General features: G+C 65.0%; 14 protein-coding genes. 3 read left to right on the top strand and 11 right to left on the bottom strand.

The annotated features are described in order from the left end of the window. Window positions 1-29: 29 nt before the first annotated feature. Both X268_RS11510 and X268_RS11505 read right to left on the bottom strand, forming a co-directional pair. On the bottom strand, window positions 30-836 hold the full coding sequence (locus X268_RS11510) for a shikimate dehydrogenase family protein (RefSeq protein ID WP_128925063.1): 807 nt from the start codon (window positions 834-836) through the stop codon (window positions 30-32). Between the two features lie 5 nt (window positions 837-841). Next, window positions 842-2,701, bottom strand: a complete 1,860-nt coding sequence (locus tag X268_RS11505; RefSeq protein WP_128925062.1) for a flavin-containing monooxygenase — start codon at window positions 2,699-2,701, stop codon at window positions 842-844. A gap of 175 nt (window positions 2,702-2,876) precedes the next feature. Between X268_RS11505 and X268_RS11500 the strand changes: the two genes are divergently transcribed. Genes X268_RS11500 through X268_RS11490 form a run of 3 tightly spaced genes read left to right on the top strand, consistent with a single transcriptional unit; the run spans window position 2,877 to window position 6,665 of the window. After that, a complete protein-coding gene (locus tag X268_RS11500; protein ID WP_128925061.1) occupies window positions 2,877-4,502 on the top strand; it encodes a long-chain fatty acid--CoA ligase in 1,626 nt (541 codons plus the stop codon). Window positions 4,503-4,550: 48 nt separating this feature from the next. Then, a complete protein-coding gene (locus X268_RS11495; RefSeq protein ID WP_128925060.1) occupies window positions 4,551-5,762 on the top strand; it encodes an acyl-CoA dehydrogenase family protein in 1,212 nt (403 codons plus the stop codon). A 9-nt stretch (window positions 5,763-5,771) separates the two neighbouring features. Beyond that, complete coding sequence (locus tag X268_RS11490) at window positions 5,772-6,665, top strand: HpcH/HpaI aldolase/citrate lyase family protein (RefSeq protein WP_164937670.1); 894 nt, start codon at window positions 5,772-5,774, stop codon at window positions 6,663-6,665. On the opposite strand, the gene X268_RS11485 is transcribed toward X268_RS11490, so the two are convergent. The 9 genes from X268_RS11485 to X268_RS11445 all read right to left on the bottom strand — a co-directional run bounded on the left by X268_RS11485 (window position 6,662) and on the right by X268_RS11445 (window position 15,553). Then, window positions 6,662-7,528 (bottom strand): efflux RND transporter periplasmic adaptor subunit, encoded by an 867-nt coding sequence (locus tag X268_RS11485; protein ID WP_128925058.1) that lies wholly within the window; start codon window positions 7,526-7,528, stop codon window positions 6,662-6,664. The two genes, X268_RS11490 and X268_RS11485, sit on opposite strands and share 4 nt — an antisense overlap. Continuing rightward, entirely contained in the window at window positions 7,525-7,731 is a 207-nt protein-coding gene (locus X268_RS11480; RefSeq protein ID WP_128925057.1) for a DUF1656 domain-containing protein, read from the bottom strand. Before X268_RS11480 ends, X268_RS11485 begins: the two co-directional genes overlap by 4 nt. Beyond that, window positions 7,728-9,776 (bottom strand): FUSC family protein, encoded by a 2,049-nt coding sequence (locus tag X268_RS11475; protein WP_128925056.1) that lies wholly within the window; start codon window positions 9,774-9,776, stop codon window positions 7,728-7,730. Before X268_RS11475 ends, X268_RS11480 begins: the two co-directional genes overlap by 4 nt. A gap of 2 nt (window positions 9,777-9,778) precedes the next feature. Beyond that, the gene (locus tag X268_RS11470; RefSeq protein ID WP_164937669.1) at window positions 9,779-10,252 is read right to left on the bottom strand and encodes a MarR family winged helix-turn-helix transcriptional regulator; all 474 of its coding nucleotides are present in this window, start codon (window positions 10,250-10,252) and stop codon (window positions 9,779-9,781) included. Between the two features lie 90 nt (window positions 10,253-10,342). Continuing rightward, window positions 10,343-11,251, bottom strand: coding sequence for an amino acid ABC transporter substrate-binding protein (locus X268_RS11465; RefSeq protein WP_128925054.1), 909 nt, complete (start codon window positions 11,249-11,251; stop codon window positions 10,343-10,345). A gap of 147 nt (window positions 11,252-11,398) precedes the next feature. Continuing rightward, window positions 11,399-12,838, bottom strand: coding sequence for an amidohydrolase family protein (locus X268_RS11460; protein WP_128925053.1), 1,440 nt, complete (start codon window positions 12,836-12,838; stop codon window positions 11,399-11,401). Between the two features lie 16 nt (window positions 12,839-12,854). Further along, window positions 12,855-13,880, bottom strand: coding sequence for an ABC transporter substrate-binding protein (locus X268_RS11455; protein ID WP_128925052.1), 1,026 nt, complete (start codon window positions 13,878-13,880; stop codon window positions 12,855-12,857). Between the two features lie 39 nt (window positions 13,881-13,919). Beyond that, a complete protein-coding gene (locus X268_RS11450; RefSeq protein WP_128925051.1) occupies window positions 13,920-14,696 on the bottom strand; it encodes an ABC transporter permease in 777 nt (258 codons plus the stop codon). Then, window positions 14,696-15,553, bottom strand: coding sequence for an ABC transporter ATP-binding protein (locus X268_RS11445; protein WP_128925050.1), 858 nt, complete (start codon window positions 15,551-15,553; stop codon window positions 14,696-14,698). Before X268_RS11445 ends, X268_RS11450 begins: the two co-directional genes overlap by 1 nt. Between the last annotated feature and the right edge of the window lie 175 nt (window positions 15,554-15,728).

Raw genomic sequence — 15,728 nt, 5'->3', positions numbered from 1 at the left:
CGTAACGGGCGCCTTGACACCGGAGCGGATCACCGTCCTTCGTCGCGGCCGAGCAGGAAGTCCACCATGATGCCCTGGTGCTGCTCGTACATGTCCGTGCCCGTTCCCGTCACGCAGCCGGCCTTGCGGGCCGCCGCGATAAAGGGCGAGATTTCGGGCTTGGTGATGACGCAGCCGCAATAAGCCGAGGACGCGAGCCGAGCGACATCGACCGGCAGCGGATCGCCTTGTTTCATCCCCGCCGGTGTCGCATTGGCGACAAATTCGAAGCCGGTGGGGTCCATGGTGCCGGCCCGCACCGGAGCCTTGCCGAGGCCGTTGAGTTGCCCGATCAGCACGTCGCGGCGCTCGGTCGCGCTGTCGTGAATGGCGAGCTCGCTCACGCCGGTCTCGACCAGCGCAAGCGCGATGGCCGAGCCCGCGCCGCCAGCGCCGACGAGCAGCGCCCTCCGACCGGCGGGGGCGATGCCTTTCGCCCGCGCGGCACCAACGAAGCCAAGGCCGTCGACCATATCGCCATGCCATGCGCCATCGGCGCGCCGGCGCATCAGGTTGACGCTCCGCAGGAAATGGGCGCGCTCCGTCGCACTGGTGCAGGCCTGATAGCAGGCGAATTTGTGCGGGATGGTCACGACGAGGCCGTCGAGATTCTTCAGCCGCGGTGCCAAGGAAAGAAAATCCGGCAGATCGGCCACCGAGATCCGGACTGGAACGAGAATGCCGTCATGGCCGCTGGCCGCAAAGGCTGCCGTCACGCCTGCGGGCGAGCGCACCTGCGCGATGGGATCGCCGACAATGGCGTAGAGGCGCGTGGCACCGGTGGGCGCCGGAACCATGCCGCTCACCCCGGCACCGGGGAGCCGCCCGCCTCCGCCGCAGTGCCATAGGTCAGCTCCAGACCATCCAGCTTGCCCTCCTTGCGCCATTTTTCGAGCAGCCGCAGGAATGCCACCGGCCCGCGCCAATATTGGCTGTTCTTCGCCGCGATCGGATCGAACACGCCCTCATTGTTGTAATAACCGGGCGTGCATTCGGCGAGATAGGTCTGCCGGCCGACCGCGGCCTTGACGACCTCCTCGACCCAGGCGGTCTCGGCCGCCAGCGTCGGCTCCAAGGTTCGCGCGCCACGCTTGCGCGCTTCGGCAATCACATAAGCGATGTGCCGCGACTGCTCGTCGATGATGTGCGGGAAGTTGGCGCTCTGGCCGGCTTGCACCGTGACGATCAGGAAGCAGTTCGGGAAGCCGCGACTGTAAAAGCCGTGCATCGTCTTGACGCCGCCTTGCCAGCGCTCGGATAGGCTCAGGCCGTCGCGGCCGTAGACCTCGAAGCCCATGCGCCGCGCGTAGTCGGTGCCAACCTCGAAACCGCTGGCGTAGATCAGGCAGTCGATCTCGTAGGCCTTGCCGCCTGCCACGACGGCATTCTCGGTGATGCGTTCGACACCCCGCCCTTCGGTGTCGACGAGATGCACGTTGGGACGGTTGAAGGTGTCGAGATATTCGTCGTGAAAGCACGGTCGCTTGCAGAACGCCTTGTACCAGGGCTTGAGCGCGTCCGCGGTCGCCTTGTCCTTGACGACCTCATCGACGCGGGCGCGGATCTCCTCCATCTTGCGGTAGTCGGCCTGCTCGATCACCTTCAGCGCCTCTTCCATCGAGGTCACCGGATGCTCCTGCCGACGCGGCGCCAGCAGGATCTCGCCGAGCAGGCCGGTCCAGCCGTCCTGCACCAGGTCCCGTTCGAACGGCTCGCCGGAGATCACCGCGGTGAAATTGTCCATGCGTTCGCGCTGCCAGCCGGGCGCGAGACTCTGCGCCCAGGCCTGATCCGTTGGCCGGTCGTCGCGCACGCCGATCGCCGACGGCGTGCGCTGGAAGACATAGAGCTCCTTTGCCGAGCGGCCGAGATGCGGCACGCATTGCACGGCGGTGGCGCCGGTGCCGATGATGCCGACGCGTTTGTCGGCAAGGCCGGTCAGACCACCATCCGCGCTGCCGCCGGTGTAGCCGTAATCCCAGCGACTGGTATGGAAGCTGTGGCCTTTGAACATCTCGATGCCGGGAATGCCCGGCAGCTTCGGCCGGCTGAGCGGACCTCCCGCGAGAATGACGAACCGGGCGCGGATCCGGTCGCCCCGATCGGTCTCGACCAGCCAACGCGCCTCCCCCTCCTGCCATGTCATCCGCGAGATGACGGTCTGAAACAGTGCACGCTCGTACAGCTTGAAGTGACGGCCCATGCGGCGGGAGTGCTCGTAGATCTCCGGTGCCCGCGCGTATTTGCGCACAGGCATGTAGCCGGTCTCTTCGAGTAGCGGCAGGGAGATGTAGCTCTCGGTATCGCAGGCGGCGCCGGGATAGCGATTCCAGTACCAGGTGCCGCCGAAATCGGCGGCCTTTTCCACGATGCGGAAATCATCGATGCCGGCCTCGCGCAACCGCGCGCCACAGAGCAGCCCGCCGAAGCCTCCGCCGACGACGAGCACCTCGGTCTCTTCGCTGATTGGTGCGCGCGCAAAGTCGGGATCGGCCCAGGGGTCGTCGAGATAGCGACCGAGGCCGCCGGTCACCTCGACATACTGAGCCTTGCCTTCGGCACGCAAACGACGGTCGCGCTCGTCGCGATAGCGCGCACGGAGCGCCGCAATATCGACCGTAGGTTCGCCGGCCGCGCCGGTCTTGTGTCTTTCCGCTGACATGCATTTCCTCCACGGCGAACGCTGCGTCGGCGGCAGCTCGGGTCAATTAGCCCTGAAAAAGTGACGCATGCAATCACGTCCCATGTTTTTTGCGTGAACGCCGCGAGGCGTTCCGCTAACCTCGCGCGAAAATCACAACGTTCGCCACGCAACGACGTGGCTACCGGAGGAGACCATGCAGGGATTGATGATGGACATGCCGCTTCTGATCAGCGGCCTGATCCAGTATGCCGCCGACTATCACGGCGAAGCCGAGATCGTCGCGCGCGAGATCGAGGGCGACATTCATCGCTACACCTATGCCGACGCCCATCCGCGCATCAAGCGCATGGCGCTGGCGCTGAAGCGGCTCGGCATGAAGCAAGGCGATCGCGTCGGCACGCTCGCCTGGAACACCCATCGCCATTTCGAGATGTTCTACGCGGCGCCCGGCATGGGCTATGTGCTGCACACCATCAATCCGCGGCTGTTTCCCGAGCAGCTCGTCTACATCATCAACCACGCCGAAGACCGGCTGTTGTTCATCGACCGCGCCACCTTACCGATCGTCGAGGCGATCGCCTCGCAGCTGACAACGATCGAGGCTTATGTTGTGATGTCCTCGCGCGAGCGGATGCCCGAGACCAAGCTCGCCAATGTGCATTGCTACGAGGAGCTTCTGGCACGCGAGAACGAGGCCGGCTTCGCCTGGCCGGAGTTCGACGAGAAATCCGCATCCACCATCTGCTACACCTCGGGTACGACGGGCAATCCCAAGGGCGTGATCTATTCGCACCGTGCCGCGATCCTGCAGACCATGACCTGCTGCAATTTCGACTTCCTGCCGGGCCATGTCGAAGGCGTGCGCGAGGTGATGATGCCGATGGCGCCGCTGTTCCACGGCAATGGCTGGAACATGCCGTTCACCGCGCCCTACACCGGCTCCAAGCTGGTGCTGCCCGGCCGCAACTACGAGCCCGACAAGCTCTATGAATTGCTCGAGGGCGAGAAGGTGACGCTCTCGGCCGGCGTGCCCAGCTTCTGGCTGATCCTGCTCGACTGGCTGGGGCGGACCGGCAACAAGTTCTCCACCCTGCGCGCAACATTGTCGTCGGGCTCGGCGCCGCCGCGCGCAATGGTCGAGAAGCTCAAGCGTGACTACAAGGTCGACTACATCCAGGCCTGGGGCATGACGGAGGCGCTGGGTTGCTCGATGCCGGGCCTGCGACCCGGCTCGGAGCACCTCAGCGAGAAGGAGAAGTTCGACCGCCGCCAGGTCTCCGGCCGCGCCTGCTTCGGCACCGCCTTGCGCATCGTCGACGACGCCGGCGTCGAGCTGCCGCGCGACGGCAAGACCGTCGGTCATCTGCGCGCCCGTGGCCCATGGGTCGCCTCCGGCTATATGAAGCTGGACGAAGGTCTCGACCGCGACGGCTGGCTGATCACCGGCGACATGGCGGTGATCGACCCGCAAGGTCACGTCACGCTGACCGACCGCTCCAAGGACGTGATCAAGTCCGGCGGCGAGTGGATCTCCTCGATCCAGCTCGAGGACATCGCCTTGTCGCATCCCGATGTGCTCCAGGCTGCGGTGGTCGCGATCAACCATGAGAAATGGCAGGAGCGCCCGCTCCTCCTCGTCGTCCGCAAGAAGGGCGCAACCGTCGACGGCAAGACGCTGCTCGACCACATGCGGCCGAAGATCGCGAGCTGGTGGCTGCCCGACGCCGTCGAATTCCTGGACGAATTCCCGATGACTGGGACCGGCAAGGTGCTCAAATCGACGCTGCGCGAGAGGTTCAGGGAATATCGCGTCACCTGAGCCGCCGCGCTCGGAACAAACGCTGTCCATCGATCAAGGAAGCCAGAGATGCTCTACCCGATGTCGCCCAAAGTCGTCGCGCTCAAGCGCAAGCTCGAGAGTTTCATGGACCGACACATCTATCCGAACGAGGAGCGGTTCTATCGCGAGGCAGAAGAGCTGGGCCCATGGAAAGTCTATCCCGTCGTCGAGGAGCTGAAGCCGCTGGCGCGCGCCGAGGGGCTCTGGAATCTGTTCCTTCCCGAGAGCAATCATGGCGCGGGCCTGACCAATCTCGAATATGCTCCACTCTGCGAGGTGATGGGCCGCTCGCATCTTGCGCCGGAGGTGTTCAACTGCTCGGCACCCGACACCGGCAACATGGAGGTGCTGGAGCGTTACGGCTCGGAGAGGGACAAGGAACGCTGGCTGAAGCCATTGCTCGCCGGCGAGATCCGCTCCTGCTTCGCCATGACCGAGCCCGCGGTCGCATCATCCGACGCGACCAACATCGAAAGCTCGATCGTGCGCGACGGCGACCATTACGTCATCAACGGGCGCAAATGGTACACGACCAATGCGACGGACCCGCGCTGCAAGATCTGCATCTTCATGGGCAAGACCGATCCCGACAATCCCGATCGCCACAAGCAGCAGTCGATGATCCTGGTGCCGATGGACACGCCCGGCATCGAGGTGAAGCGCCCCCTGCCCGTGTTCGGCTTCTACGGCGTGCCCGATCGAGCCTCCGAGGTCGTCTTCACCAATGTGCGGGTGCCCCGGGACAACATGCTGCTCGGCGAAGGTCGCGGTTTCGAGATCGCGCAGGGTCGCCTCGGCCCCGGTCGCATCCACCATTGCATGCGGCTGATTGGCTTGGCCGAACGCACGCTGGAGAAGATGTGCCGCCGCGTCCGCAGCCGCGTCGCCTTCGGCAAGCCGGTCTCCGAGCAGACCGTGACCCAGGAGCGCATTGCGGAGGCCCGCATCATGATCGAGCAGGCCCGGCTGCTCACCCTCAACGCCGCCTATGCCATGGACACGGTCGGCAACAAGGTGGCGAAAGCCGAGATTGCGATGATCAAGGTCGCCGTGCCCAACATGGCCTGCCAGATCATCGATTGGGCGATCCAGGCCCATGGCGGTGGCGGCACCTCGAACGATTTCGGCCTGACCCAGGCCTATGCCACCGCGCGGCTGCTGCGGCTTGCCGACGGGCCGGACGAAGTTCACCGGAACCAGATCGCAAGGCTGGAGCTGAAGAAATATTCGAACGCTTAGGCGATCATGATGGTCCTTCTCGATCCCGATCTCCGCCGCACCTGGCTGTTCGGGCCAAGTGCCGATCCCGCTGCGCATGCCAGGATGCTGGATAGCGGCGCCGATGCGCTCATCGTCGATCTCGAGGATTTCACCCCGCCCGCACGACGCCCCGAGGCTCGCGGACTGCTCGACCGCTTCGTGCGAGAATGCCGACAGCGGCAACGCGTTGCCGCCGTCCGCATCAATGCCCTGGAGACCGATGGGCTGCTGGATCTTGCGGCAGCCATGACGGCGCGCCCCGATGTGATCGCCTATCCCATGAGCGACAGCGCCGCCCAGATGCATGCGCTGGACGCTGCGATCTCGCATTGGGAAAGACAGCTCGATCTGGACCAAGGCAGCACGGAGATCCTTCCCGTCTGCGAAACGGCGTTGGGGGTTGTCGAGGTCCGCACGATGGCCGCGGCCACCTCCCGCATTCGCTGCGCCCTGCTCGGAGCCGAGGACCTCGCCAATGACCTCTGCGCCGAGCGCGGCGCGGATGGCCTCGAGCTCGACTACGCTCGACGGCGCTTCATACTGGAAGCGCGTGCAGCCGGCATCGAGCCGATCGATGCTCCCTACACGTTCAGCGACGTCGAAGGCGCCATTCGCGAGGCAGTCCTGTCGCGTCGCCTCGGTTACCGCAGCAAGTCCCTGGTGTTGCCCGAACATGCGCTGCGGCTCAATGACGTGTTCACGCCCGGAGCCGACGAGATCGCACGCGCGCACGCGATCGTGGCTGGTTTCGACGCGGCGCGCAGCCGCGGAGAGGATCGTGCGCTGGTGGACGGCCTTTGGGTCGAAGTGCCGACTTACCGCAACGCGCGAAGGCTGATGGAGCGGGCGCGACGATTGGGCACGCTCCCAAGCGAAACCTAGTCCAGCACGTCCACCGTCGCCGAACGTCCCGCAACCAGCGACATGTCCGCGGGCACGGGGTCGAGCGCGATGCGCACCGGAATGCGCTGTGCCAGCCGTACCCAGCTAAAGGTCGGGTTGACATTGGCGAGCAGGCTGGCGCCTTCGGCACGGTCGCGATCCTCGATGCCGGCGGCGATGCTCTCGACATGACCAGACAGCGTCGTCCTCTCGCCCATCAGACGGATCTGCACCCTGTCGCCGACGCGGATGCGCGCAAGTTTCGTCTCCTCGAAATAACCTTCGACGTGCAGCGTGTCGGTATCCACCAGCGCCATCACGCCCTTTCCGGCCGTGACGTAAGCGCCGGGACGCAAATCCATGTTGGTGATCACGCCGTTCACCGAGGCATGGACCTCGCTGCGGTCAAGGTTGAGCTTTGCCAGCGCGCGATCGGCGACAGCCTGATCGACGGCCGCCTTGGCCTGAAGCTGGGTGGCGAGAACCTGCTCCTGCTTCTGCTGCGAGACCGCGTCGGTTGTCAGCGCGCTGTAGCGCTTCAGATCGGCATTGGCTTGGTCGAGCGTTGCCTGATGACCTGCGACCGATGCGTCGGCCTGCCGCAGCGCCAGCGCAAAGCGCTCTCGGTCGATGCGGAACAGGACATCGCCCCGACGGACCTTCTGGTTGTCCTTCACCAGCACCTCGGTGACGAAGCCCGACACGTCAGGCGCGACCTGCACCACGTCGGCGCGTACCCGGCCGTCGCGCGTCCAGGGCGACTCCATGTAATAGACCCAGAGCTCAAGGCCGACCGCGAGCGCGGCGACGACGGCAAGGGCGGTCAGAGCGAAGCGGCCCAGCCAGGCGAAACTCTCCTTCATGACAGATACTCCGAAAGATAGACGACGCCGCCGAGAAGGCAGACGAAAACCGAAAAATCGAACAGCGCGCGGTGCCAGACCAGCCGATAGAGATCGAAGCGCTGCATCAGCCGGCGCAGAAGCGCGCTGAGGACATAGGCGACGACGATCCACAGCAGCAGCGCCGGCACGAACACGCCGTAAATGTCGATCACATATCTCATGCCGCAACACTCTCTGTCCGCGGCCGATAGGCCGGCGCGTCCGGAAACAGGCCGCGCCGGATGCCGACGAGGCCGATCAGCGCGTCTTCGCGTGCGCTGTCGTTGGGGTCCTTCACCGCCCGGGCCAGCGCCCGGTCGACGCTCGTCAAGAGCTCGCTCGGCATCCCACCACCCGCATAGCCGCGGCAGGCCTTGGCGAGCTGGTCGAGCATGTCATCGATGACGGCAATGGTGGCGGCCGCAAGTCCGTAGCGGGCGCGACGCAGGTCGATGATGTTGATGCCGATGCGGAGCTGGACCAGGCTGTCGGCATCGCGACGGTCGCTCTCCGAGAGGAACGCGATGCGCTGCACCAGGAGGCCGAGCCGGTGCAGCATGAGGCCTGCGAACTCCGCGCGGTCACGCTTGCCGCGTCGTTCGGCTGCGACCGCGATCGTCTTCCAGCCGGACAGCACCAAACGATTGGCGATCCATTCCGCGCCCACCCCGCGCGCGATCCTGGTCACCAGCTCGGCAATGACGACACCGACGAAGAAAGCGACGGCAGAGTTGGCATAGGAAGCAAAATCCGCGCTGTAGGTCGATTGCAGCGCCAGCAGCGTCGCGGTATTCGCCGCGAGAGCCATGCCGGTGCCCGCCGTCGCGGGCCGGCTGATCAGGAAGCCATAGAGCAGGAAAGTCGGCGCCAGCGCGACGATCAGCACCTCGAGATGCGAGATCGCCGGCACCAGCGCGAACAGATAGACCGCGACCACGACGATGGCGACCAGCGACCACAGGCCGAAGGTGCGGATGAAGCGCGCGGGTTCGTCCTGGGCGGCAAAGAACGAACAGGCGACCGCCGCCATCATCGGCGCCGAGGCGCCGTCCGGCCAGCCGGCCCCGATCCAGAATGCGCAGCAGATCAGGATCGCGATAGCGGCGCCGGCTGCCGACCAGAGCGCTAGGCCGCGATCCCGGTGACGCACCGGCGCAGCACCGGCCTCGGAATGAAATGCAAGGTCGAGCGTCGAAACATTGCGGTTCTCGGCGATCGCCTCGGTCAGCTCGCGGCAGTCGCGCGAGAGGTCGACGAGTTCGCGCAGCCGCAACAACAGGCTTGTTGTGATGATCCGTTCCCAGGAGGCGCTGTCATCGAGCACCGCCTGCTGCTCCGTGATCGCGTTGCGGATCCGATCGGCCGATCGCCGTGCGCTATCGCCGCTCATGACCCATTGCGCCAGATCCCCCAGCAGCTGCTCCAGCGCGGGCTGCCGCTGCAGGGCTTCCGCGCCCAGTGCAGCCAATCGATCCTCGATCGAGGCGATCACCGGCAGCAGAGTCAGCATCCGGAGCCGGATTTCGCCGAGGCCCGTCACGGCATTGCGGTCGGTCAGCCGATCGTAAGCAAGATGCGTGGAGAGCGTGTCGATCTCGACAATATCGGTCGCAAGCTTGAGGCGCTTGCCGCGGCGGGGCTCACTGGTGCCCTCCCGCAGCAGCACCGAGCTGCCCAGGCCGCGCGCGTCCACCAGCCAGCTATCGACGCGGTGAGCGACCGCGGGTGCGACGCTGCGAGGAAACACGATGGTCGAGACCAGGCCGGCGCAGATGATGCCGAGCGCGATTTCCTCAAGTCTCGACACCGCAGTGTCGAAGATCGCTCCCGGCTCGGACACCGAGGGAAAGCCGATCAGCGCTACCGTGTATCCGGCCAGCATGAAGACATAGCTGCGGGGCGTACCGTCGAGCAACGATAGATAAAGGCAAAGCCCGACCCAGAGCGCGATGGCGAGGCAGAGCAGTTCCGGCGCATCGCTGAGGTTCGGCACCAGCGCCACCGTCATGATCGCGCCGACCAGCGTCCCCATCACGCGGAAGAACGCTTTCGAGCTGGTCGCCCCCGCCAGCGGCTGCGAGGTGATGTAGACGGTGGCCATGGCCCAATAGGGCCGCGGCAGATCCATCGCCAGCGCGATGACGAGCGCCAGCATCGACGCGACGAACGTCTTCAAAGCAAAAATGAGGTCCGCGTGGCGGACCAGGAACGGCTCATCTGCGCGCATGGCTATTTCAGCTCGGGACCGGTCTTGACGTCCTGCAGACGACTGGTCCGCTGTTCGATGCGCTGAAGAGTCTCGAAGGTGACCGCAAGTTCCTCGGGCCCGATATCCTTCAGGAGGTTGGCCCGAACACGCCGCAAGATCCGGTTCGTCTGCTCGACTTTGGCCTCGCCCGCCCTGGTCAGATGCAGCGTCTTGGCGCGGCGGTCGGTGGGGTCCTCGCGGCGTTCCACGAGACCTTCCGCCTGAAGCAGGTCGATCAGCCGCACCAGCGACGGCCCTTCAATGCCGAGTTCGTCCGCCAGCACGCCCTGGCGCACATTCTCGCCCTGGCGCGACAGCACCAGAAGCGGAATGGCAGTGGCATAGGACAGTCCATGGTCGGACAACGCCTGATCCGACTCACGGCGCCAAACCCGGCCGAGGCGCGCGACGAGCCGGCCGAGTTCAGCATGGATATGAGCTTGTGAGGGAGCCACCCTGATTAGATAGGAGACTATCTATTAGTTCGCAATCATACGATCGATCACGAAACGGCGACCGGAGCGCCGCAGGCCGGCGCCTTCGCCTCAGTTCACCATATACACATCAGGATCGGCGCTGGAGCTCGGCTTCTTGAAGGCGTTGCGCAGGGCCGGTGACATCGGGACGTTGTAGTTGAGGCCGTTCGGCGGCGTCGGCGATTGCAGCCACTTCTTGTAGAGCACCTCGATCTCGGGGCTCGCGTAAAGCTCCGCGGTGGCGCGATCGGCGAGCGCCTTGAACGGCGCATCCTCTCGCCGCAGCATGATGCCGTAGGGCTCCGGCTTGGAGAACGCTTCCTCGCTGATCATGAAGGCTTGCGGCTCCTTGGAGCGTGCGATCGCCACGGCCAGCTGCACGTCGTCGAGAGCGTAGGCCTGGGCGCGGTCGGTCTCCAGCAGCAGGAAAGCCTCGGCCTGATCCTTGGCCGGCATGATGTTGATGCCGAGATTCCGCTCGGTGTTGACTTTGGCGAGCTGCGTCAGGTTGACCGAGCCGGCCACAGCCGTGACCGCCTTGCCCTTGAGATCGTCGATGGTGTTGATCTTCGCGGCCTTCTTGGCCGCAAAGCGCGTCGCGCTGAGGAAGTGCGTGTTGGTGAAGGCGACCTGCTTCTGGCGGTCGGCGTTGTTCGTGGTCGCCGAGCAGTGCAGATCGAGCGTACCGTTGACCATCAGAGGGATCCGGTTCGACGAGGTCACCGCGAGGGTGTCGACGGCGATGTCGGGCATGCCAAGCTGCTTCTTCACGGCATCGACGATCCTGAGGCAGATGTCCATGGCAAAGCCGACCGGCTTCTGGTTACCGTCGAGATAGCTGAACGGCACCGAGGCCTCCTGATAGCCGAGTGTGATTTTCTTGGTCTCCTTGATCTTCTGGAGCGTGCCCGTGAGGTCTTCAGCCGAAGCTGCGCCAGCAAGGCATATGACGGCCAGGAAGATGGTAGGAAGACGCATTGGGGGCTCCTTGAACAGATCTCGGCAGCGCTGGAGCGCGGCCCAGCGCGTGATAGCGCAGAGTCGGACCGGTCGCCAGACGAGGTTCCGCTTATCAGCTATCGCGGTTTGATATCGGCGAGACCAGCGCGCGCGTTGCGCCCAGCCCTATTCGCAGGTGAGCTGTCGCTCGAACCAGCCGGTGACCCGCTCCGACAGCGGCGACCACATCTGCCTGAAGCTCTCGAGCGTGCCGACATTGGCGCGGTACATCGCTCGCAACTCCTGCTCGATGGCCGGCAGGTCGACGCCGGCACAGACGCCATCGCCGACGATGGTCTTGCCTGCAACGACGACCTCCTGCACCAGCGAGGCGTTGCCGCGCGCGAACAGCAGCGTCATGGGATCGACAGGCATGATCCGATCGCGGTCGAGCCGATCGAGATCGATCACGACATAGTCGGCGGGGTTGCCGGCGGCCAGCTCCCCGCTCCCGGGCGCACCGGTCGCACGGCGCCCATTGCGGATGGCGAGAGAGAATAGCTCGGCCGGCTTCCATGTCGCCTTGAAGCCGAGGCCGCCATGGACCATCTGACCCAGCCGCATCTCGCGCAAGATGTCGTCGTCCTCGTCCAGCGCCAGCCCATCGACACCGACCGCAATGGAACAGCCGCATTTGTGCGCGGCGGCGATCGGGGCGAGGCCCGAGCGCAAGTGCATGTTCGAGCTGAAATTGGTGACGATGCGCGCACCCGAAGCTGCGATCATCTCGAGCTCGTCCGGGCGGGCGTGAATGCAATGCGCCAGCGTCAGCCGCTCCGAGAGGAAGCCGATATCGCGCAGATAGGCAAGCATGCCCGGAAAGTTCTGGTCGGCCCAGGCGCGCTGATACACGGTCTCCAGGAGATGCATGTGGACGCGTCGCCCCGTCCGAGCCGAGTTTTCGGCCACCGCCTCCAGTAGCGGTTTCGAGCACCATTGCACGCCGGCAGGCCCGAGCTGCACGTCGACCATCGGGCCGGCGATGGAAGCGGCAATGGCATCGGTCAGCTCGATATAGGCCGCTGGCGACATCGGCGCGCGGATGAACAACTCTTCGATGGTCCTGCGGTCGTCGCGCGCCAGACCGGACAGCACCGGCTCGGCATCGCCATAGACGATCGGGTTCTGGTCGCGCACCGCAATCGCAAAGGCCATGCGGATGCCGACGTCCGACGCCGCTTTCGCAACCGCCCTGGCTTCATCGAGCAAGGGCATTGTCCCGCTCGGCCGGGTGTAGTGGACCATCATGGCCGCGCAGCCGGCCCTTGCGGAACGGGCCAGTGCAGAAGCGGCGGTCAGGTAAGGATCGACCGGCGTGCCGAGCGCGGTGCGCAGGATCCAGCTTTCCAGGGGCATGCCGACCGCGCCGAATGACGATGCTGTGGCGCGGGCGTGGTCATGGGCGTTGACGAAGGCCGGAACGACGAGGGAGCGCGGGCCGCTCGCGGCCCCCGCCCTCTCCGAGACGTCGGTGATGACGCCGCCGTCGTGCCGCAGCACGACATTGTCGCTGACACCGCGATCGGGGCCACGGAACAGGCTGGTTGCCGAAATCTCCGTGGCCATGACCCTCTCTCCGAAATCAGTTGGCAGTATACACCAGCTCCCGCTCCGCGCGCGGCGGCAGGAATTCGCGCGAGAACCCCTCCGCCGGCGTCGGCGCGCGGGCGAGCTGATAGCCCTCGACCACGATGCCGATGGCCCGGGTCATGCGGTCGTCCTTGATGTCGCCGATGCCGATCTCCTTCATCTCCGGCGAGACGATCAGCTTCTCGTAGGAATATTGCAGCCGGCGCTTCTCGACATCGGCATTGATGAGATTGTCGTAGTTCAGCGCCGCCTTCATCCCGGCATTCTGGTCCTTCGCAACCGCGATCGCGCCTTTGTTGATCGCGCGCACGAGGCCCGCGACCGCCTTCGGGTTCGACGCGATCAGCTTTTTCGAGACCATCACGCCGTTGGAATAGAGGTCGAGGCCGTAGTCACCGAACGAGAACCATTTGAAGTCCTTGTCCGGATCCTGGCGGTTGAGCACGAGATTGAAATAGCTGGTGATGTTGAAGACGAGCGCTCCGTCGATGTCGCCCTTGATCAGCATCGGCTCCTGAAGGTTCGGCGCCATGTTGGAAATCTTGATCTTCTCGTTGTCGAGCCCGTTCTTGCGCGTGAACACCGGCAACAGGCGGGTCGTCGGCGTGCCCTGCGCGCCGCCGAGGGTGTGGCCCTCGAAATCCTTGATGGAGTTGATGCCGCTGGTCTTCTTGGCGACGATCGCGAACGGCGGCTGGTTCCACATCATGTAGACCATGATGGGGGCCTCCTGCGGCTTGGTGGAGGCGTTCTGGATGATCGCATTGACGTCGCCGAACCCAGCGTCATAGGCGCCGGACATGATGCGCGTGACGGTAGCACCGGAGCCCTCGCCCTGGTCGATGACGACGTTCAGGCCTTCCTCTTTGAAGAAGCCGTTGTCCTTGGCATAGAAGAAGGCGGCATCGCTGCCTTGAGTTTTCCAGCCCAGCGTGAACTTGATCGTGGTCTCCTGAGCCATCGCAGCCCCCGTGGACAGGGCCAACCCCAACAGCGCCGCAGTTACTCTTCTCAACATCGAGACCTCCTCAAGCTTCGTTGCATGACGGTTTGAAAATCAGGTGGCAATCACGTCGTTCTTGCGCGTGGCCCAGCCGGTGACCCGCCCCTCGATCAGCGAGAACACGACGTAGAGCGCGACGCCGAGGCCGGCGAGCACGAACAAGCCGGCGAACACCAACGGCACGTTGAAATTGGAGGATGCGGTCATCATGACGTTGCCGATGCCGCGGTTGGAGGCGACCGTCTCCGACAGCACCGCGCCGACGAAGGCGTAGGAGATCGCGACCTTCAGCGAGGCAAAGAAGAACGGCATGGTCCGGGGCAGACCGACATTCCAGAGGATGTCGAGCTTGCTGGCGCCGAGTGCCTTCAAGACGTCCTCGAGCTCGGGCTCGGTGGTCGCAAGCCCCGTCGCGATGTTGACGACGATCGGAAAGAAGCAGATCGACAGCGCGGTCAGCACCGCCGGCACCGTGCCGGAGCCGAACCACAGCACGAAGATCGGCACCACCGCGACCTTGGGGATCGAGGAGAAGCCGATCAGGAGTGGATAGCAGGTATCATAGGCCGTCTTGGAGACGCCGATGATGGCGCCAAGCGCAACACCGAGCGCGACGCCGAGCACGAAGCCGAGCATGGTGGTGGCGAGCGTCTGCACGATGTGCGGCCACAGCACCGGAAAGCGCTGAACCAGCGTCACGAACACCTGCGAGGGCCGCGGCAGCACCAGGTCGGACATGCCCGTCATCAGGCAGAACAATTCCCAGGCGGCGAAGAACAGCACGATCAGTCCCGCCGACCACGCCTTCTGTCTGACATCGATCCCGAACATCAGCCTGTCCCCTGCACGCTAGCGCTACGCGCGTCCTCGATGAAGGCACGCAGCTTCTGGTTCAACGCGACGAAATCCGGCTCGAACGTCATCGGCACGGTGCGCGGCCGTGCGAACTCGACGCGGCTGTCGTCGAGGATGCGGCCGGGCCGCGCGCTCATCACGCAGATACGGCTGGCCAGGAAGCCCGCCTCGCGCAGATCGTGGGTGACCAGCAGCACCGTCGGCTTGTGCATCATCCAGAGGGTCTGGAGGATCGTCCACAGCTCCTCGCGGGTGAACTGGTCGAGCGCGCCGAACGGCTCGTCCAGCAGCAGCAGGCGCGGCTCATGGATCAACGCGCGGCACAGATTGGCGCGCTGGAGCATGCCGCCGGAGAGCTGCCACGGGTAGCGGTTGCCGAAGCCTTTGAGGCCGACCTGCTCCAGCAGTGCATCGGCCTTGTCGCGAAACTCGGTCTTGCGCAGCTTGCGGAAGTTCGAGCGGAACGGCTCGACGATCTTCAGCGGCAGCATGATGTTCCGCTCGATCGTCATCCACGGCAGCATGGTCGGATTCTGGAACGCCATGCCGACCCGCATCGCCCGCGCCGCGACCTCGCGGCCGCCGACGATGACGACGCCGCTGGTCGGCTGCACCAGGCCGCTGACGAGACGCAAAATGGTCGATTTGCCGCATCCGGACGGGCCGACCAGTGCGACAAACTCGCCGTCGGCGATCTTGAGCGTGGTCTTCGACAAAGCCGGCACGGCACGGTCCCCGCGCCCGAAGGTCACGGAGGCCTCGGACAGCTCGATCGCGGTCGCGACGGCGCCTTCGGAAGCGGGCGGACCGTCAAATTGGGCGTTGGGTTGCATGCGCATCACAGCCAAAGTGCATGCAAGCTGGATGCCAGCTCCCGCCCCAAGCAAAATCGATGACCTCGCCGCCTCTCCGCGCCGGAAGGCGGGACTCGATTTAGGCAATCCCGGCTCCAAACTGCATGCAATTGGAGCGCCGGATCACCGCAAGGCTGTGCTAAAGGGAAGCCTT

The organism is Bradyrhizobium guangxiense, assembly GCF_004114915.1.
In the GTDB taxonomy this organism is placed as follows: Bacteria; Pseudomonadota; Alphaproteobacteria; order Rhizobiales; family Xanthobacteraceae; genus Bradyrhizobium; species Bradyrhizobium guangxiense.
This window is presented reverse-complemented; position numbering and strand designations above follow the sequence as displayed.